We start from the raw sequence: 17,039 nt of genomic DNA on the forward strand, positions 1-17,039 counted from the left end.
TGATATTCAAGGAGTTTTTCGTTCCGATGTCGCTGGAAGTGGGGCGCATTATAAGGGGATCTGACAGGGCGTCAACCTTTTATTTCAGGAATATGAAAAGGACCGCGCCAGGGCTACCAAGCGTCCTCCACCGCCCTTGCCGCGCCTTACAGCCCTCACACCATCTTCCCCATCCCATCCTTGCCAACCCGCCCACCACTGCGCACTATATTGCGCACCCTTGCGCGCACAATAAACGGAAACCTTCATGAACACCCCAAACCGCAGCTTGACCGCCACGCTGTTCCCCATCGGTCTGCTGCTGATCGCCATGGCCTCCATCCAGTCCGGGGCCTCGTTGGCCAAGAGCATGTTCCCCGTCGTCGGCGCCCAGGGCACCACCGCCCTGCGCCTCATTTTCGCCAGCATCATCATGCTCCTGCTGTTGCGCCCGTGGCGCGCTCGCCTGGACGCCAGCACCCTGCGCAGCGTGATCATCTACGGCATGGCTCTGGGCGGCATGAATTTCCTCTTCTATATGTCTTTGCGCAGTGTGCCACTGGGTATCGCCGTCGCCCTTGAGTTCACCGGGCCGCTGGCAGTGGCGCTATGGGCCTCGCGACGGGCGCTGGACTTCCTGTGGATCGCCCTGGCGGTCGCCGGCCTGCTGCTGCTGATTCCCGTTGGCCAGGCTGGTGCCAGTCTCGACCCGGTCGGCGCCGCCTACGCCCTGGGGGCCGGAGTGTGTTGGGCGCTGTACATTCTCTATGGGCAAAAAGCCGGCGCCGAGAACGGCATCCAGACTGCAGCCCTGGGCGTGGTGATCGCCGCGCTGTTCGTCGCCCCCATTGGCATCGCCCACGCCGGCAGCGCCCTGCTGACGCCAGCGCTGCTACCCGTGGCCTTGGGTGTGGCCATCCTGTCGACAGCCCTCCCCTACAGCCTGGAAATGGTCGCCCTGACCCGCATGCCCGCCCGTACCTTCGGCACGCTGATGAGCATCGAACCGGCCTTTGGCGCATTGTCCGGGCTACTTTTCCTGGGCGAGAAACTCACCCTCTGGCAATGGCTGGCTATTCTCGCCATCATCACCGCCTCGGTAGGCGCAACCCTATCCATGAAACGGGATACAGCACCGCCCGTGGCCGCCGACTGATTTGAGAAATATTTGCATTTAGCTGACCTGCAACCTTGTACCACCCGGCGTGGCTGATTAAGCTGTCACCCAATCATCATCTTGACGCTATCTACTGTGCGGCACATGGACGCCGGGGATCATCAGGGAAGAGGCAAAGCGCAAACGACAGGTCCGTTAAAGCACTCGGGCCGATAAGGACAGGAATGAAACGTATTTTGCTCATCCTGGGCATCCTGGCCATCGCGGGATGCGCCGCGACAGCCAACACCGAGGTGAAGCGGGGGAAGAAGGGCCTGCACATCAACTGCTCGGGGCTCTCCTCGTCGTGGGACAAGTGCTACAGCAAAGCCGCCAGCGCGTGCAGCAGCAAGGGCTACAAGGTCATCGCCCGCTCCGGCGACACCGACGAAGAGCCTGGCGACTATGTATTCGGCATCAACCCCGCCGGCTATACCAGCCGCAGCATGATCGTGATCTGCAAGTAACAGATGCAAACAGGGCAGCCAGTGGCTGCCCTTTTCATAGTCAGAGCGCTGCGGTGCGCCGCTCCAGCCAAGCCAGCGCCTCGCCTTCGAGCAGCGGTGCCAGGCGTTCCCGCACCGTCTGGTGGTAACGGTTCAGCCAGGCGATATCTTCACTGCCCAGTGCCTCGACCAGTAGGCAACGCGTGTCGATCGGGCACAGGGTCAACGTCTCGAAGTTCAGGAACTCTCCGAACTCACTGGTACCGGCCTCGCGGTTGACCACCAGGTTCTCGATCCGCACGCCCCACTGCCCCGGGCGATAGGTCCCAGGCTCGATGGAACTGATCATGCCCGGCTGCATGGCCGTCTGCGGTGTGGCAGCAGCCTGGTAGGCGATCACCTGCGGGCCTTCGTGCACGTTCATGAAATAGCCGACACCGTGGCCGGTGCCATGGCCGTACTCGACCTGATCGGCCCAGATTGGTGCCCGGGCAATGGCGTCGAGCAGCGGCGAGAGTATCCCGCGTGGGAAGCTGGCCCGCGACAGGGCAATCATGCCCTTGAGTACCCGGGAGCAATCGGCCTTCTGCTCATGGCTCGGCTCACCGATCGGCACCATGCGGGTGATATCGGTGGTCCCGCCCAGATACTGGCCACCCGAGTCGATCAACAGCAGACCATTGCCTTCGATGACGGCGTGGGACTCTTCGGTGGCGCGGTAATGCGGCATCGCGCCGTTGGCGTTGTAGGCCGCGATGGTGGAAAAGCTCAGCGACACAAAGCCTGGGCGGCGGGCACGGGCCGCGCTCAACTGGTCGTCGATGGTCAGCTCGGTGATCGGTTGCGCGCCAAGGTTCGCTTCGAACCAGGCGAAGAATTCGCACAGCGCCGCGCCATCCTGCTCCATGGCCTGACGGATATGGACGAGGTCGCCCTCCCCCTTGCGCGACTTGCTCAGGGTAGTCGGGTTGATACTCTCGACCAGCCGCACCTGCTGGTGCAGGTTGTCCAGCAGGCCACGGGTGACCCGCGCCGGGTCGACCAGCAGGCTCGCCGCGGCCGGAATCGCGGCCAGCGCGTCATTGACCCCGGCGTAGTCGCGAACCTCGATGCCATCAGCCGCCAGCACCTGGCGCAGGTGGTCATCGACCTTGTCACGCCCGACAAACAGGAACGCCTTGTCCTGGCTGACCAGCGCGAAGGAAACGAACACGGGGTTGTAGGAGACATCGCTGCCCCGCAGGTTGAACAGCCAGGCGATGTCGTCGAGGGTGGCGATGAAATGCCAGTCGGCGCCCTTCTCCCGCAGCGTGCTGCGCAACTCGGCGAGCTTTTGCGCACGGTTGACCGTGGCATAGGGTGGCAGGTGCTGATACACCGGATTGCCCGGCAGCGAGGGACGGTCAGCCCAGACACGCTCCAGCAGATCGAGATCGGTGCGCAACGTCGCGCCTCGCGCCTGCAGGCGCTCGCCCAGTTGCCGCGCCGAGGCCAGGGCCATGACCGCGCCGTCCACCGCGACGGTACCGGACACTTCTGCGCCCAGCCACTCCAGCGCCCCCGGCTGGCCGGGGCGCAGCTTCATCAACTCGATGCCGCTGCCGGCCAGTTCCTTGTCCGCCTGTTCCCAGTAACGGCTGTCAGCCCACAGCCCGGCAAAGTCTGCCGTCACCACCAGCGTCCCCACCGAACCGAGGAACCCGGACAGCCACTGCCGTCCTTGCCAGTAGCCCGGCAGGTACTCGGACAGGTGCGGGTCGGCCGAAGGCACCAGCAGGGCATCCACGCCCTCCCGGGCCATGACCTCGCGCACGCGGGCAAGGCGCGCCGGGATGGATTCGTGAAGGGGGTACTGACTGTTCATGCGCACTCCTGCGGATAGGTGTCGACGGGTCCAGGACGCTGATAATGGAACAGCCGGCAGGCGCCCGCAATCTCCGCGACCGTAACAAGGCATGCATTGCCCCATGTGCCCTGATTCGGCACCCCGTGCTTGATGCTCCGCTATGCGCCCTGGGCATCAAGCACCGCACCCAGCTGGCAATGCAGGCCGCCATCGGCGCCACGCACCAGGCTGCGCAGCGTCTGGTACGCGGCGAAGTTCACCCCACGGGCCTGATGCTCGCCCAGCAGGTCGAGGAACGGCTCCTCGATGAAGCAGCCGGCGGCGGCGGCCCAGGCCTGGCGCGATTGCCAACGCAGGTGCTGGAGTACCCGGCGACCATCGTCGCTGACCTGGATGCTGACGCTGAGCAGGCCGTCGCAGCGTTGCGCGAGGTGCTCGCTGCGCACCACCAGGGCCTCGGCCAGGGCATCCTGGCGCAAGGGTGGCACGTCGTACTCGATCATCTGGGTGAACCACAGGGATTGGGTGTTGGCCGCCATGACGCATCTCCTCGTTTCGGGCTCTTGCAGCAGATGGTCGTGGAGGGTAAAACCTCCAGCTAACTCAAGGTCAAGGATTTTATTGCCGATGAAGCCCCCTTCCGCCCAGGAGCGCCTGCTCAGCGTCGGCCAGCTGGCCGCGCGCAGCGGCGTGGCCGTGACCGCCCTGCACTTCTACGAGACCAAGGGGCTGATCCACAGCACCCGCAACGCCGGTAACCAGCGCCGCTATCCACGGGCCATGCTGCGCCGGGTGGCGGTGATCAAGATGGCCCAGCGCCTGGGCATCGCCCTGGCCGACATCGCCAGCGCCCTGGAGGCCCTGCCCTGCGATCACACCCCCACCGCCGACGATTGGCAGCGCCTATCAGCGCGCTGGCGCGACGACTTGAGCCGGCGCATCGACGAGATGGTGATGCTGCGCGATCAGCTCGACGGCTGCATCGGCTGTGGCTGCATGTCGTTGAAGGAATGCCCGCTGCGCAACCACCACGACCGCCTCGCCGATGAAGGCCCGGGGCCGCACCCGACCACCAGCGAAGCTCAGCCGCTGATGACCGCGAAGCGCCGCCGGTAGTCGCTTGGGGTCATCCCGGTCAGGCGCTGGAAGACCTTGCGAAAAGCGCTGGGGTCCTGGTAGCCGACGCCCCAGGCGATCTGGTCGACGCTGCGCCGGGTGAACTCCAGCAAGCGGCAGGCCCGGCCGACCCGCACCTGCTGCGCGTATTCGGTGGGACGCAGGCCGGTGGCGGCGCGAAAGCGACGCAGGAAGGTGCGCGGCTCAAGGCCCGCGCAGCCGGCCATGTCGGCCAGGCCAGCATCCCGGGCCTCCTCGGCCTGCAACCAGTGCTGCACCTTCAGCACCGCCTCGTCACCATGGTCCAAACGCGGCTGGAACAGGGCGCCGGGCAGCGGCGCCGGCGAGGGCTCGACCGCAAGATAGCGGGCAGTCTCGCGGGCCAGGGTGTGGCCGAGGAAGCGTTCGATCAAGTGCAAGCCGAGGTCGGTCCAGGCCATCAGCCCGGCAGAGGTGACGATGTCGCCGTCGTCGAGCAGTGGCTGGCTGCCTTGCACCCGCACCTTGGGGAAACGATCGGAAAGGGCCTGGGCATAGTTCCAGTGGGTACAGGCCGCCCGACCATCCAGCAGGCCGCTGCCGGCCACCAGGAACACACCGATGCACACCGAGGCCAGCACGGTACCCTGGCCGTGCACCTGGCAGAGCGCGGCGCGATGGGCCTGCAACACCTCGGCCGACGGGGTCGCCGCCAGGCTCGGCGGAATCATCAGCGCCCGCAGCGCATGGCCGCCTGCCGGCTGGCTGTCATGCACCACCTGCAGCTGCCCCGCGCCATCGAGCTGCCAATGGGTCACCCGCAGCACCGGCAGATCGTGTGCGCCCAGCTGCGCAGCGACCCGGTTGGCCACCGCGAACAGGTCGGTCAGGCCGTGCACCGCCGCGCTCTGCGCGCCGGGATAGATCAGCACGCCGATTTCCAGGCTGTCAGTTTTTGCCGTCATTGTGTCGCTCGCGCCTATCCTCGATCGGGTCGCCACAGCCTATAACTATCGGCAGTTCATCACTACTGCCGCAGGAGGCACCATGAGCAAGCGCGCCCTGATCATCATCGATATCCAGAACGACTACTTCCCCGGTGGCAAATGGCCCCTGGACGGCGCCGAGGCAGCCTCCGACAACGCCGCCCGGTTGCTGGCCACGGCCCGCGAGCGGGGCGACCTGGTGGTGCATGTGCGCCATGAGTTCGAGAGCGCCGACGCGCCCTTCTTCGCGCCAGGCTCGGCCGGCGCGCAGATCCATCCCAAGGTCGCGCCGGCGGCCGGCGAGGCGGTGGTACTGAAGCACAAGGTCAACAGCTTCCGCGACACCCAGCTGAAGGCCCTGCTCGACCAGCACGACATCAAGGCACTGACCATCGCCGGCAGCATGAGCCACATGTGCATCGATGCCGCGACCCGCGCCGCCGCCGACTTCGGCTATGAAGTCAGCGTGGCCCACGATGCCTGCGCGACACTGGCGCTGGAGTTCGACGGCAAGTCGGTGGCGGCGGCCGATGTGCACGCCTCGGCAATGGCCGCGCTGGCATTCGCCTACGCCAGGGTGGCCAGTACCGACGAGTTGCTGGCCGGTTGAGGGCTCAGATCACCACGTTGCGCACGAAGCGCACCGGCTCCTGGCCGTCGTTGCGGTAGGCGTAGCGGCAGTCGCTGGGAAAGACGAAGAACTCGCCCTTGCCCAAGTGCCGCTCTCCCCCTTCGATGATCAGGGTCAGGCGGCCTTCGGTCACATAGATCTGCTCGCTCCAGCCGGCGGCATCGGCTTCGCTGGCGTAGCACTCGCCGGGGGCCAGGGTCCACTCCCACAACTCGACCTCGCGTCGCGCCGGGCTGCTGCCAAGCAGCACGGCGCGGCTGGCAGGGTACACACCGGCCCAGGCCAGCTCTTCGATGCGGCTGGGGTCGCGGCGGTCCGGCGCCTGGATCAGGGTGCTGAACGCCACCCCGAGCGCTTCGGCGATCAGGTCCAGGGTGGTGAGGCTGACATTTTTCTCGCCGGCCTCGATGGCCACCAGCATCCGCCGGCTGACCCCGGAACGCTCGGCCAGGGCGGCCTGGCTCAGGCCGGCGTCGCCACGCAGGCGACGAACGTTCTGGCTGACATGCTGCAGCACCGATGCGCGGTGCTCGGAATCTTTGTGCACTATATTGCTCACTGGTAGGGGATGCGCAGTATACTGCCCACTTTGCGGCGAATTGTGCGCCGCCCCTTCCGAGTGCGCAAGACCATGAGCCAGGCCCCCACCCGCAAACCCACCGTCAGCTTGCGCCTGAGCAAGGCCGAACTGGTGCTGGTGTTCATCACCATGCTCTGGGGTGGCACCTTCCTGATCGTGCACAACGTCATGACCGTCAGCGGGCCGATGTTCTTCGTCGGCCTGCGCTTTGCCGCCGCCGCGCTGTTCGTCGGCCTGGTGTCGGCCCGTTCGCTGTCGGGGCTGACCTTCACCGAGCTCAAGGCCGGCGTGCTCATCGGCGTGTCGATCATGCTTGGCTACGGCTTGCAGACCATGGGCCTGCAGACCATCAGCAGCAGCCAGTCGGCGTTCATCACCGCGCTCTACGTGCCCTTCGTGCCCCTGCTGCAGTGGCTGGTACTGGGCCGCCGTCCGGGCCTGATGCCGAGCCTGGGCATCGGCCTGGCCTTCGTCGGCCTGATGCTGCTGGCCGGGCCCGAGGGCGGCACGCTGCACTTCAGCGAAGGCGAACTGGTGACGCTGGTCAGCGCCGTGGCGATTGCCGGCGAAATCATCCTGATCAGCCGCTACGCCGGCAAGGTCGATGTGCGCCGGGTCACCGTGGTGCAACTGGCCACCGCCTCGGCGCTGTCGTTCCTGATGATCGTGCCGACCCAGGAGCAACTGCCCGGTTTTTCCTGGCTGCTGCTGGCAAGCGCGGTGGGCCTGGGGGCCATGAGCGCGGTGATCCAGGTGGCGATGAACTGGGCGCAGCAGTCGGTTTCGCCGACCCGCGCCACCCTGATCTACGCTGGCGAACCGGTGTGGGCCGGCATCGTCGGGCGCATCGCCGGCGAGCGTCTGCCGGGCGTGGCATTGATCGGCGGGCTGCTGATCGTGCTGGCGGTGGTAGTGAGCGAGCTGAAGATCCGTCGCCAGGATGAGGCCGACGCCTTGCGGGATGATGAGGCGCGTGAGCGTGAGGCGGGGTTGTAGCGCCCTGTGGCCTATCGCCCAGCACTTTGGGCTGCACTTTCGCGCAGGAAACCATGATTGCGCAGCCAACGCGCTCCCACAGGGAATGCGCATGGTTTGATTGCGGCGCCACGAGCACACGATCAGCCGCTATGCTCTGAAAGAAACTGTTATAAAAAAACAGCTTGTCACAGCACATTTGTAGGATCCTGCAAACCCTTGCGTGTTGGTGATCAACCGTCCGGCACGTATGATCCTTGGCAAACTTCTCAGAACAGAACGCTATGTCATTGATTGTGCTATTGCTTCTGCCCTTCCTGGGCAGTTGCCTGGCGGCTGTACTGCCGCACAACGCACGCAACGCCGAGTCCATCCTTGCCGGGCTCGTGGCTCTGGTCGGCACCGTCCAGGTGGCGTTGCTGTACCCTCAAATCGCCGATGGCGGGGTCATTCGCGAAGAATTCCTGTGGCTGCCGAGCCTGGGCCTGAACCTGGTCCTGCGCATGGACGGCTTCGCCTGGCTGTTCAGCCTGCTGGTACTGGGCATCGGCACCCTGGTGTCGCTGTACGCCCGCTACTACATGTCGCCCCAGGACCCGGTGCCGCGCTTCTTCGCCTTCTTCCTGGCGTTCATGGGCGCCATGCTCGGCCTGGTGATCTCCGGCAACCTGATCCAGCTGGTGTTCTTCTGGGAGCTGACCAGCCTGTTCTCCTTCCTGCTGATCGGCTACTGGCACCACCGCGCCGACGCCCGCCGCGGCGCCTACATGGCGTTGATGGTCACGGGGGCCGGCGGCTTGTGCCTGCTGGTCGGGGCCCTGCTGCTCGGCCATGTGGTCGGCAGCTATGACCTGGACAAGGTCCTGGCTGCCGGCGACACCATCCGCCAGCATGCGCTGTACCCGGTGCTGCTGCCCCTCATCCTGATCGGCGCCCTGAGCAAGAGCGCGCAATTCCCCTTCCAGTTCTGGCTGCCCCATGCCATGGCGGCGCCCACCCCCGTCTCGGCTTACCTGCACTCGGCGACCATGGTCAAGGCCGGGGTGTTCCTGCTGGCCCGCCTGTGGCCGGCGCTGTCGGGCAGCGAGGAATGGTTCTGGATCGTCGGCGGTGCCGGTGCCGCCACCCTGCTGCTCGGCGCCTTCGCCGCGATGTTCCAGAACGACCTCAAGGGCCTGCTGGCCTATTCGACCATCAGCCACCTCGGCCTGATCACCCTGCTGCTGGGCCTGAACAGCCCGCTGGCGGCGGTCGCCGCAGTGTTCCACATTCTCAACCACGCCACCTTCAAGGCCTCGCTGTTCATGGCCGCGGGGATCATCGACCACGAGAGCGGCACCCGTGACATCCGCCGCCTGAGCGGCCTGTTCCGCCTGGTGCCGTTCACCGCGACCCTGGCCATGGTCGCCAGCGCCTCGATGGCCGGCGTGCCGCTGATGAACGGCTTCCTGTCCAAGGAGATGTTCTTCGCCGAGACCGTGTTCATCACCTCCACGGCCTGGGTCGAAGCGGCCCTGCCGGTGATCGCCACCCTGGCCGGGACCTTCAGCGTGGCCTACGCGCTGCGCTTCACCGTCGATGTGTTCTTCGGCCCACCGGCCCAGGACCTGCCACACACGCCTCACGAGCCACCACGCTGGATGCGCGCGCCGGTCGAACTGCTGGTGCTCACCTGCCTGGTGGTCGGCATCTTCCCGGCGCAATCGGTCGGCCCGCTGCTGGCCGCGGCCGCGACCCCCGTGGTGGGTGGCGTGCTGCCGGAATACAGCCTGGCCATCTGGCACGGTTGGAACGCGCCACTGATGATGAGCCTGATCGCCATGACCGGCGGTATCGTGCTCTACCTGCTGCTACGCAAGCAGCTGCAGCGCGGCCGCTTCCCCTACCCACCGCTGATCGAGCGTTTCAACGGCAAGCGTCTGTTCGAGCACGGCCTGGTGCGCCTGATGCTGCTGGCCCGGCATGCCGAGCGGCTGCTGACCACCAAGCGCCTGCAGACGCAATTGTTCATGCTGGTGCTGGCGGCCTTCGTCGCCGGCCTGGTGCCGTTGCTGTACAGCGGCCTGAGCTGGGGCGACCGGCCGAAGATCCCGGGCTCCGGCGTGTTCGTCGCGCTCTGGCTGATCGCCATCGCCTGCGCCATCGGCGCCGCCTACCAGGCCAAGTACCACCGACTGGCCGCCTTGATCATGGTCGGCGTCTGCGGCCTGATGACCTGCATCACCTTCGTCTGGTTCTCCGCGCCGGACCTGGCACTGACCCAGCTGGCGGTCGAGGTGGTCACCACCGTGCTGATCCTGCTTGGCCTGCGCTGGCTGCCACGGCGTATCGAAGGCGTGTCGCCGCTGCCTGGCAGCCAGGACCGCGCACGCCTGCGGCGCCTGCGCGACCTGGTGCTGGCGGTACTGGTCGGCGGCGGCATGGCGCTGCTGTCATACGCCATGCTGACCCGTCCGACGCCTAACGACATCTCATCGTTCTACCTCAGCCGTGCCTTGCCCCAGGGCGGCGGCAGCAACGTGGTCAACGTGATGCTGGTGGACTTCCGCGGCTTCGACACCCTCGGCGAGGTCACCGTGCTGGTGGCCGTGGCGCTGACCGTGTTCGCCCTGCTGCGCCGCTTCCGCCCGCCGAAGGAGAGCATGCAGTTGCCGGCCCAGCAGCGTTTACTTGCGCCGGACGTGGTCACCGACCTGGTCAACCCGCGTCAGGCCACCGACACCGCGCTCGGCTTCATGATGGTGCCGGCCGCCCTGGTGCGCCTGCTGCTGCCGATCGCCCTGCTGGTGTCGATGTACCTGTTCATGCGCGGCCACAACCAGCCGGGTGGCGGCTTCGTCGCCGGCCTGGTGATGTCGGTGGCGTTCATCCTGCAGTACATGGTCGCCGGCACCCAGTGGGTGGAGGCGCAGATGAGCCTGCGTCCGCTGCGCTGGATGGGCACCGGCCTGCTCTGCGCCACCCTCACCGGCGCCGGGGCGATGCTGCTGGGCTACCCGTTCCTGACCACCCACACCGCCCACCTGCACCTGCCGCTGCTGGGTGACGTGCACGTGGCCAGCGCGCTGTTCTTCGACATCGGCGTCTACACCGTGGTGGTCGGCTCGACCCTGCTCATTCTCACCGCCCTGGCCCACCAGTCGGTGCGCGCCTACCGCCCCGCCAAGTCCAGCCAAGCAGGAGCCGCCTGATGGAAGAAGTCATTGCAGTCGCCATCGGCGTCCTGGCCGCCTCCGGGGTCTGGCTGGTCCTGCGCCCGCGAACCTACCAGGTGATCATGGGCCTGTGCCTGCTGTCCTACGGGGTCAACCTGTTCATCTTCAGCATGGGCAGCCTGTTCATCGGCAAGGAGCCGATCATCAAGGACGGCGTGCCCCACGACCTGCTGCACTACACCGACCCGCTGCCCCAGGCACTGGTGCTCACCGCGATCGTCATCAGCTTCGCCATGACTGCGCTGTTCCTAGTGGTGCTGCTGGCTTCCCGCGGCCTGACCGGGACCGACCACGTCGATGGCCGGGAGCGTGAGGAATGAGCGGGATGAACCAACTGATCATCGCGCCGATCCTGCTGCCGCTGATCACCGCCTCATTGATGCTGCTGATTGGCGAGAAGCACCGCTGGCTCAAGGCGCGCTTGAACCTGCTGTCCACCGCCGTCGGCCTGGGCATCGCCATCACCTTGTTGATGTGGGTGCGCACCCAGGGCCAGGCCGAGTCCATCGGCGTCTACCTGCCGGGCAACTGGCCGGCGCCGTTTGGTATCGCCCTGGTGGTCGATCACCTGTCGGCGCTGCTGCTCACCCTCACCGGCATCGTCGGCTTGAGCGCCCTGCTGTTCGCCCGGGCACGCTGGGATGGCGCCGGGGCCAGCTTCCATGCGCTGTTCCAGATCCAGCTGATGGGCCTGTACGGCGCCTTCCTCACCGCCGACCTGTTCAACCTGTTCGTGTTCTTCGAGGTGCTGCTGGCGGCCTCCTACGGCCTGCTGCTGCATGGCTCGGGGCGGGCGCGGGTCAAGGCTGGGCTGCACTACATCGCCATCAACCTGTTCGCCTCGTCGCTGTTCCTGGTCGGCGCGGCCATGCTCTATGGCGTGACCGGCACCCTGAACATGGCCGACCTGGCGCTGAAAGTGCCGCTGGTCCCGGAAGCCGACCGCGGCCTGCTGCATGCCGGCGCGGCGATCCTGGCCATCGCCTTCCTGGCCAAGGCCGGGATGTGGCCGTTGAACTTCTGGCTGGTGCCGGCCTATTCGTCGGCCAGCGCGCCGGTGGCCGCGCTGTTCGCGATCATGACCAAGGTCGGGTTGTACGCCATCCTGCGCATGTGGACGCTGCTGTTCTCCGGCCAAGCCGGCGCCTCGGCGTTCTTCGGTGGCGACTGGCTGGTGTACGGCGGCCTGGCGACCCTGGCCGTGGCGGCCATGTCGATCCTCGCCGCCCAGCGCCTGGAGCGCCTGGCGGCCCTGAGCATCCTGATGTCCGCCGGCACGCTGCTGGCCGCCGTCGGCTTCGGCCAGTCGATCCTGACCGGCGCCGCGCTGTTCTACCTGGCAAGCTCCACCCTGGCCCTGTGCGCGCTGTTCCTGCTGGCCGAGCTGGTGGAGCGCTCGCGTTCGGCCAACGAGGCGCCGCTGGACGATGAAGAAGATGCGATGCCCTCGCCCCTGGAGTCGCTGCATCCGCCCAAAGGCATCAACCTGGACGACGAGCAGCAGGTGGTGATCGGCCAGATCATTCCCTGGACCATGGCCTTCCTCGGCCTGAGCTTCATCGCCTGCGCCCTGCTGATCATCGGCATGCCGCCGCTGTCGGGCTTCATCGGCAAGCTCAACCTGATCAGCGCGCTGTTCAACCCGCAAGGCCTGGGCATTGCCCCGGAGCAACCGCTGGGCGCCGCGGGCTGGACCCTGGTCACCCTGCTGGTGCTGTCCGGCATGGCCTCGCTGATCGCCTTCGGCCGTGTCGGCATCCAGCGCTTCTGGAAGCCCGAGGAGCGCCCCTCCCCGGTGCTGCGCCGCTATGAATGCGTACCCATTGTCATCCTCCTGGGCCTGTGCATCTTCCTCAGCCTCAAGGCCGAGCCGCTGCTGCGCTACACCCAGGACACCGCCGCCAGCCTGCGCACGCCGGAGGCCTACATCAAGGCCGTGATGTCGACCCGGCCACTGCTCGGCCCGACCACCGCCGGCCTGGAGGTGCAGCCATGAACCGACTGTTCCCCGCGCCGCTGCTGTCCGTCGCGCTGTTCGTGCTGTGGCTGCTGCTCAATCTGTCGGTCAGCCCGGGCAACCTGCTGCTGGGTGCCCTGCTGGGCATCCTCGCACCGATCCTGATGGCGCCGCTGCGCCCGCAGCATGCCCACGTGCGCCGGCCCTGGGTGATCGTCAAGCTGATTGGCCGGGTCGGCCTCGACGTGATCCATTCCAACCTGCAGGTCGCCCGTGGCGTCCTGCGCGCCGGTAGCACGCCACCGCGCTCGGCGTTCGTGCACATTCCCCTGGACCTGCGCGACGCGCACGGCCTGGCGGCGCTGTCGATGATCACCACCGTGGTGCCGGGCACCATCTGGTCGGAGCTGGCCCTGGACCGCAGCGTACTGCTGCTGCACGTGTTCGACCTGGACGACGAACCGGCGTTCGTCGAACACTTCAAACACACCTATGAACGCCCGCTGATGGAGATCTTCGAATGAGCGGCCTGCTTGCCAATGCCGTCCTCGCCAGCCTGTTCATCTTCGCCCTGGCCATGGGCCTGACGCTGATCCGGCTGTTCCGCGGCCCGTCCGCCCAGGACCGGGTACTGGCCCTGGACTACCTGTACATCCTCGGCATGCTGATGATGCTGGTGCTGGGCATCCGTTACGCCAGTGACACCTACTTCGAAGGCGCCCTGCTGATCGCCCTGTTCGGCTTCGTCGGCTCCTTCGCCCTGGCCAAGTTCCTCCTGCGTGGCGAGGTGATCGAATGAACGAAAGCGTGGTATTGCCGTTCTGGCTGGAACTGGTCACGGCCGCCTTGCTGCTTACCGGCAGCCTGTTCGCGCTGATCGGCGCCATAGGCCTGGTGCGCCTGAAGGAGTACTTCCAGCGCATGCACCCGCCCGCGCTGGCCTCGACCATCGGCGCCTGGTGCGTGGCGCTGGCCTCGATCCTGTACTTCTCGGTGCTCAAGCAGAGCCCGGTGCTGCACGCCTGGCTGATCCCGATCCTGCTGTCGATCACCGTGCCGGTGACCACCCTGCTGCTGGCCAGGGCCGCGCTGTTTCGCAAGCGCACCTCGGGCGAGGACGTACCGGAAGAAGTCAGCAGCGGGCGTGATCGCGGAAACTGAACCTCAGGCCTGGCTCAGGCGCTGCAACTCGCGTCGCACCATCGCAACGAAAGGCGGCGGGCTCATCTGGTAGAGCTCGCCGGCCACCCAGGCAAGCCATGCCCCCTGCAGCTCATCCCGGCGCGCCAGCAGACGCTCGGCCTGCTCGAGGGCCCGGGCCTGATGCTCGCGGTGGAAGTCGGCCCGCGAGGCGGGCATGGCCTCGTCGCTCACTCGCTGGCCTTGAAGGTGGTCAGCTCGCCCTTGCGCCACTTGGCGACCTTGCCGGTCACCGCCTTGAGCAGCTTGCCCAGGCCTTCCTGGACTTGCTGCTGGGCCGCGAACACCAGCATCACGCCCTGCCCTTCACGGAACACGATGGCCTCGCCTTCCGGCACGGAAACGAAGGCGTAGTCGCCCTGCCCGTACACATTGAACTTGATCTCGCGAAAACGCAGTTCGAGCTTGCCGCCTTCGCGGCTGGGCAGTACCGCGGCGCGGAAGTGGTCACCCACTTTCAGCTCCAGGCGCTGCTTGTCGTCGACCACCATGGCGTCGTCGGTGTCGATCTCGGCCATGTACAGGCCGTCGGGGTTCTGCTCGGTGACATACACGAAGCGCCCCTGGAACAACTTGACCAGCTTGGCGCGCAAATCGCCCAGGGCAAACAACGCATGGGTATCAAGAGTACTGACTGCCAATGAAAAGCTCCTCACATCAATTACAGCGGGCCGCACCGCGCACGCCGCTGGGCGTGGGGTGGCAGCCACTTCAAGTCGAAGTCCGATGGACCATGGATTCGGTAAGCGAAGATCCACGCACAGGGACGATACGCCAAGCAGGGAACACTTCCCCGCTGGAACATCCGGCGTGCTTCGGCAAACTATCCGCAAATAGGAAACGTATTACCTGACAGCTATGGGGTCAGGAAGATGCGACTACTGAGGGCGACACTTCAGCATGAGTGTGCCCCAACCCTTCGTCGCGCATTACAGGGATACGAATATGCACGAAAACACTGAAATCCGTCGAGAGGCGCGTAACATTTCTTGTCATGCGATGGTGCCAGACAAGCCTCGATATCGTGTCGTGGCAGCCGGTAAAGGCTTGTTCCACATCACCGAAAGCCCCTCAGGCAAGGTCCGTGGCTTTCGCCAGCGTTATAAGGACGCCTGTGAACTGGCACGCTGGCTGGAGCGCTGAGGCCTCACGCCGCATGACTCCTGTCCACTTGCCGCTGCCACGCCGCCTGGCACTCCAAGGCCTCGTCGCGGCTGGCAAAGGCCGTGCCACGGCGCTCACCGTCAACCAGCACCACCCAGCAGGCCCTTTTGCCCAGGGCCTGCAAGGACCGTGGCACACCACTGCCGATCATCACGGCCACATCGACTCGGCTAGTCATCATTCCCTCCGGAATTTAATTAGCAACCTAACGATGAACGCATGATACGACCTGGGTACCCCGCGAATAAAGCACATAGCGGTACAGCAGTGTTGCATCCCAGGCAACAAATCGCCTCAGTTGAGCCCGGGTTCGGGCCGATACCCCAGGCGCAGGCCGCCCCAGTGCCGTCCTGCAACGAAGATCGGCACCGACAGGTCGTGCATCAGCTCACCGGTGTCTCGCGTGTACGTCTGCAGCAATACCCGCTGCTGGTGATTGCCGCAGCGTGCACCCGTGCGGTCGTCAAACATGCGCTTGCTGCGGTTATGTGCGGTGTCGTGGGCGATATCGCCGGTCAGCGGCTGGTTGAAGGCATTGTTGTGGGTCGGCACATACCCCTGCTGGGTGCAGGCGATGGCATACACCAGCCCGTCCTGCATCAGCAGCGGCTCCTGGAGCTGTGGCAGCACGGTATCGGTGTAGTGGTCGAAGCGCGTGGAGAAACGCGGGGGCTGCATGCCGGCAATCGGCCGGTACTGCCGGTCGAACAGATCATCCAGGCCGATGCGCCCCTGTTCGATATCCGCCTCGAAACGCTCGCCGATCTGCCGCGCGCCCGCCTGCGCCAGCTCGAACACCCGCTGGTGGTAGGCATCGAGGCCGACCTCGGCCAGCCGTTCGCTGAGGCTTTCCACCTGCCCCTCCATCTGCACGGCCGCCTTGGCCAGGCGCCGGGTCTGCTGGTCGCTGACCTCCAGATCGCCACGCACCTGGGCCACGGCCTGGAACAGGGTGTCGAGCTGGGCCTGGTTGACCTGCGTGCCCCCGGCGATCTCGCTCACCTGCCCCTCGACACTGGCCGCCAGACTGGCGATCTGCGCCAGCTGCCCGCCGGCCTGCTCGACCTGGCCGACCCCCTTGCCCAGGTCCTCTGCCAGCGTGCGGATCTGCGCCACAACCTGGGCAGTGCGCGCCTGGATATCCGCCACCATCTGCCCCACCTCCTCGGTGGCGCTGGCGGTGCGCCCGGCAAGGCCGCGCACCTCGTCGGCCACCACCGCGAAGCCCCGCCCATGCTCACCAGCCCGAGCCGCTTCGATGGCGGCGTTGAGCGCCAGCAGGTTGGTCTGGCTGGCGATGCCCTGGATCACCAGGGTAACCCGGGCGATATCCTCGCTGCGCTGGTGCAGGGCCTCGATCAGCTCACGACTAGCCGAAGCGCGTTCACTCAGTTCGCGCATGCACTGGATGGATTCGGCCAGCACCTCGCTGCCGACCACACTGCTGCCGTGAGCGGTGCGAGCGGCCTCCAGCGCCTGCTGGCTAAGCTGGGCAGTCTGCTCCTCGGTGGTGATCATGATCTCGGCGCTGCCGACGATCTCCTGCGCCGCCCCCAGTTGCGACTGCACCCGGGCAGCCAGTTGCTGTACCGAATGCGCCACGGCAGCGGCCGACAGGGCATTGTGGCTGGTGCCCCGGGCCAGTTCCTGAAGTAGAGCACCATCCTGGGCTGGTGCCAGGGGCGGCTGCACCGCAGCCACCTTGCGCACACGCGGCAGCCACAGCACCAGAAGCGCCAGCGGCAAGGCCAGGTACAAGGGCAGCCCGGCGAACGCCATGGCCGCCAACACCGCACACAGTGCAACGCC

The 17,039-nt window shown here is 66.3% G+C and carries 20 protein-coding genes; 12 read left to right on the top strand and 8 right to left on the bottom strand.

Annotation, left to right across the window (positions count from 1 at the left end):
* The first annotated feature begins 247 nt into the window (after positions 1 to 247).
* Positions 248 to 1,135: a threonine/homoserine exporter RhtA gene (gene rhtA, locus HU735_RS19800; RefSeq protein ID WP_186714885.1), complete on the top strand. Its 888-nt coding sequence runs from the start codon at positions 248 to 250 to the stop codon at positions 1,133 to 1,135.
* A gap of 185 nt (positions 1,136 to 1,320) precedes the next feature.
* On the top strand, positions 1,321 to 1,602 hold the full coding sequence (locus HU735_RS19805; protein ID WP_186714886.1) for a hypothetical protein: 282 nt from the start codon (positions 1,321 to 1,323) through the stop codon (positions 1,600 to 1,602).
* Positions 1,603 to 1,642: 40 nt separating this feature from the next.
* Here the strand turns inward: HU735_RS19805 and HU735_RS19810 are convergent, their stop codons facing one another.
* Complete coding sequence (locus HU735_RS19810; RefSeq protein WP_186714887.1) at positions 1,643 to 3,445, bottom strand: aminopeptidase P family protein; 1,803 nt, start codon at positions 3,443 to 3,445, stop codon at positions 1,643 to 1,645.
* Positions 3,446 to 3,585: 140 nt separating this feature from the next.
* The gene (locus HU735_RS19815; protein ID WP_186714888.1) at positions 3,586 to 3,966 is read right to left on the bottom strand and encodes an antibiotic biosynthesis monooxygenase; all 381 of its coding nucleotides are present in this window, start codon (positions 3,964 to 3,966) and stop codon (positions 3,586 to 3,588) included.
* Positions 3,967 to 4,054: 88 nt separating this feature from the next.
* On the opposite strand from HU735_RS19815, the gene soxR reads away from it, so the two are divergent.
* A complete protein-coding gene (gene soxR / locus HU735_RS19820; protein WP_186714889.1) occupies positions 4,055 to 4,543 on the top strand; it encodes a redox-sensitive transcriptional activator SoxR in 489 nt (162 codons plus the stop codon).
* On the opposite strand, the gene HU735_RS19825 is transcribed toward soxR, so the two are convergent.
* Positions 4,510 to 5,487, bottom strand: a complete 978-nt coding sequence (locus HU735_RS19825; protein WP_186714890.1) for a helix-turn-helix domain-containing protein — start codon at positions 5,485 to 5,487, stop codon at positions 4,510 to 4,512. The genes soxR and HU735_RS19825 overlap by 34 nt on opposite strands.
* A gap of 82 nt (positions 5,488 to 5,569) precedes the next feature.
* On the opposite strand from HU735_RS19825, the gene HU735_RS19830 reads away from it, so the two are divergent.
* Positions 5,570 to 6,118 carry a cysteine hydrolase family protein gene (locus HU735_RS19830; protein WP_186714891.1) on the top strand — a complete coding sequence of 183 codons (549 nt, stop codon included), beginning with the start codon at positions 5,570 to 5,572 and terminating at the stop codon, positions 6,116 to 6,118.
* A gap of 4 nt (positions 6,119 to 6,122) precedes the next feature.
* Here the strand turns inward: HU735_RS19830 and HU735_RS19835 are convergent, their stop codons facing one another.
* On the bottom strand, positions 6,123 to 6,686 hold the full coding sequence (locus tag HU735_RS19835; protein ID WP_186714892.1) for a helix-turn-helix domain-containing protein: 564 nt from the start codon (positions 6,684 to 6,686) through the stop codon (positions 6,123 to 6,125).
* A gap of 84 nt (positions 6,687 to 6,770) precedes the next feature.
* Between HU735_RS19835 and HU735_RS19840 the strand changes: the two genes are divergently transcribed.
* The 7 genes from HU735_RS19840 (at position 6,771) to HU735_RS19870 (ending at position 14,027) form a co-directional block, all read left to right on the top strand.
* Positions 6,771 to 7,715, top strand: a complete 945-nt coding sequence (locus HU735_RS19840; RefSeq protein ID WP_186714893.1) for a DMT family transporter — start codon at positions 6,771 to 6,773, stop codon at positions 7,713 to 7,715.
* A 263-nt stretch (positions 7,716 to 7,978) separates the two neighbouring features.
* Complete coding sequence (locus HU735_RS19845; protein ID WP_050704996.1) at positions 7,979 to 10,885, top strand: monovalent cation/H+ antiporter subunit A; 2,907 nt, start codon at positions 7,979 to 7,981, stop codon at positions 10,883 to 10,885.
* Positions 10,885 to 11,229 carry a Na+/H+ antiporter subunit C gene (locus HU735_RS19850; RefSeq protein WP_028690551.1) on the top strand — a complete coding sequence of 115 codons (345 nt, stop codon included), beginning with the start codon at positions 10,885 to 10,887 and terminating at the stop codon, positions 11,227 to 11,229. Before HU735_RS19845 ends, HU735_RS19850 begins: the two co-directional genes overlap by 1 nt.
* Positions 11,226 to 12,905 (top strand): monovalent cation/H+ antiporter subunit D, encoded by a 1,680-nt coding sequence (locus tag HU735_RS19855; RefSeq protein ID WP_186714894.1) that lies wholly within the window; start codon positions 11,226 to 11,228, stop codon positions 12,903 to 12,905. The genes HU735_RS19850 and HU735_RS19855 overlap by 4 nt, the downstream gene beginning before the upstream one ends.
* Positions 12,902 to 13,390: a Na+/H+ antiporter subunit E gene (locus tag HU735_RS19860; RefSeq protein WP_186714895.1), complete on the top strand. Its 489-nt coding sequence runs from the start codon at positions 12,902 to 12,904 to the stop codon at positions 13,388 to 13,390. Before HU735_RS19855 ends, HU735_RS19860 begins: the two co-directional genes overlap by 4 nt.
* Positions 13,387 to 13,665: a K+/H+ antiporter subunit F gene (locus tag HU735_RS19865; protein WP_011534656.1), complete on the top strand. Its 279-nt coding sequence runs from the start codon at positions 13,387 to 13,389 to the stop codon at positions 13,663 to 13,665. Before HU735_RS19860 ends, HU735_RS19865 begins: the two co-directional genes overlap by 4 nt.
* Positions 13,662 to 14,027, top strand: a complete 366-nt coding sequence (locus tag HU735_RS19870) for a Na+/H+ antiporter subunit G (RefSeq protein WP_186714896.1) — start codon at positions 13,662 to 13,664, stop codon at positions 14,025 to 14,027. The genes HU735_RS19865 and HU735_RS19870 overlap by 4 nt, the downstream gene beginning before the upstream one ends.
* Before the next feature lie 3 nt (positions 14,028 to 14,030).
* Here the strand turns inward: HU735_RS19870 and HU735_RS19875 are convergent, their stop codons facing one another.
* Both HU735_RS19875 and HU735_RS19880 read right to left on the bottom strand, forming a co-directional pair.
* The gene (locus tag HU735_RS19875; protein WP_186714897.1) at positions 14,031 to 14,225 is read right to left on the bottom strand and encodes a hypothetical protein; all 195 of its coding nucleotides are present in this window, start codon (positions 14,223 to 14,225) and stop codon (positions 14,031 to 14,033) included.
* Positions 14,226 to 14,236: 11 nt separating this feature from the next.
* Positions 14,237 to 14,707 carry a hypothetical protein gene (locus HU735_RS19880; protein ID WP_028690546.1) on the bottom strand — a complete coding sequence of 157 codons (471 nt, stop codon included), beginning with the start codon at positions 14,705 to 14,707 and terminating at the stop codon, positions 14,237 to 14,239.
* Between the two features lie 259 nt (positions 14,708 to 14,966).
* On the opposite strand from HU735_RS19880, the gene HU735_RS19885 reads away from it, so the two are divergent.
* A complete protein-coding gene (locus tag HU735_RS19885; protein ID WP_186714943.1) occupies positions 14,967 to 15,209 on the top strand; it encodes a hypothetical protein in 243 nt (80 codons plus the stop codon).
* A gap of 4 nt (positions 15,210 to 15,213) precedes the next feature.
* Here HU735_RS19885 and HU735_RS19890 read toward each other — a convergent pair whose 3' ends face one another.
* Together HU735_RS19890 and HU735_RS19895 are read right to left on the bottom strand one after the other, a co-directional pair.
* The gene (locus HU735_RS19890) at positions 15,214 to 15,408 is read right to left on the bottom strand and encodes a hypothetical protein (protein ID WP_186714898.1); all 195 of its coding nucleotides are present in this window, start codon (positions 15,406 to 15,408) and stop codon (positions 15,214 to 15,216) included.
* Between the two features lie 116 nt (positions 15,409 to 15,524).
* A complete protein-coding gene (locus HU735_RS19895) occupies positions 15,525 to 17,009 on the bottom strand; it encodes a methyl-accepting chemotaxis protein (protein WP_238349859.1) in 1,485 nt (494 codons plus the stop codon).
* Between the last annotated feature and the right edge of the window lie 30 nt (positions 17,010 to 17,039).

Origin of the sequence: Pseudomonas sp. BW16M2 (assembly GCF_014268865.1) — a bacterium.
In the GTDB taxonomy this organism is placed as follows: domain Bacteria; phylum Pseudomonadota; class Gammaproteobacteria; order Pseudomonadales; family Pseudomonadaceae; genus Aquipseudomonas; species Aquipseudomonas peradeniyensis.

What these genes read in the sequence shown, in the direction of transcription:
- HU735_RS19890 (WP_186714898.1), bottom strand. Translation starts at nt 15,408, where the DNA reads ATGACTAGCCGAGTCGATGTGGCCGTGATGATCGGCAGTGGTGTGCCA.
- HU735_RS19810 (WP_186714887.1), bottom strand. Translation starts at nt 3,445, where the DNA reads ATGAACAGTCAGTACCCCCTTCACGAATCCATCCCGGCGCGCCTTGCC.
- HU735_RS19825 (WP_186714890.1), bottom strand. Translation starts at nt 5,487, where the DNA reads ATGACGGCAAAAACTGACAGCCTGGAAATCGGCGTGCTGATCTATCCC.
- HU735_RS19895 (WP_238349859.1), bottom strand. Translation starts at nt 17,009, where the DNA reads ATGGCGTTCGCCGGGCTGCCCTTGTACCTGGCCTTGCCGCTGGCGCTT.
- HU735_RS19875 (WP_186714897.1), bottom strand. Translation starts at nt 14,225, where the DNA reads ATGCCCGCCTCGCGGGCCGACTTCCACCGCGAGCATCAGGCCCGGGCC.
- HU735_RS19885 (WP_186714943.1), top strand. Translation starts at nt 14,967, where the DNA reads ATGAGTGTGCCCCAACCCTTCGTCGCGCATTACAGGGATACGAATATG.
- HU735_RS19815 (WP_186714888.1), bottom strand. Translation starts at nt 3,966, where the DNA reads ATGGCGGCCAACACCCAATCCCTGTGGTTCACCCAGATGATCGAGTAC.
- soxR (WP_186714889.1), top strand. Translation starts at nt 4,055, where the DNA reads ATGAAGCCCCCTTCCGCCCAGGAGCGCCTGCTCAGCGTCGGCCAGCTG.
- HU735_RS19840 (WP_186714893.1), top strand. Translation starts at nt 6,771, where the DNA reads ATGAGCCAGGCCCCCACCCGCAAACCCACCGTCAGCTTGCGCCTGAGC.
- rhtA (WP_186714885.1), top strand. Translation starts at nt 248, where the DNA reads ATGAACACCCCAAACCGCAGCTTGACCGCCACGCTGTTCCCCATCGGT.
- HU735_RS19845 (WP_050704996.1), top strand. Translation starts at nt 7,979, where the DNA reads ATGTCATTGATTGTGCTATTGCTTCTGCCCTTCCTGGGCAGTTGCCTG.
- HU735_RS19850 (WP_028690551.1), top strand. Translation starts at nt 10,885, where the DNA reads ATGGAAGAAGTCATTGCAGTCGCCATCGGCGTCCTGGCCGCCTCCGGG.
- HU735_RS19865 (WP_011534656.1), top strand. Translation starts at nt 13,387, where the DNA reads ATGAGCGGCCTGCTTGCCAATGCCGTCCTCGCCAGCCTGTTCATCTTC.
- HU735_RS19805 (WP_186714886.1), top strand. Translation starts at nt 1,321, where the DNA reads ATGAAACGTATTTTGCTCATCCTGGGCATCCTGGCCATCGCGGGATGC.
- HU735_RS19870 (WP_186714896.1), top strand. Translation starts at nt 13,662, where the DNA reads ATGAACGAAAGCGTGGTATTGCCGTTCTGGCTGGAACTGGTCACGGCC.
- HU735_RS19860 (WP_186714895.1), top strand. Translation starts at nt 12,902, where the DNA reads ATGAACCGACTGTTCCCCGCGCCGCTGCTGTCCGTCGCGCTGTTCGTG.
- HU735_RS19830 (WP_186714891.1), top strand. Translation starts at nt 5,570, where the DNA reads ATGAGCAAGCGCGCCCTGATCATCATCGATATCCAGAACGACTACTTC.
- HU735_RS19855 (WP_186714894.1), top strand. Translation starts at nt 11,226, where the DNA reads ATGAGCGGGATGAACCAACTGATCATCGCGCCGATCCTGCTGCCGCTG.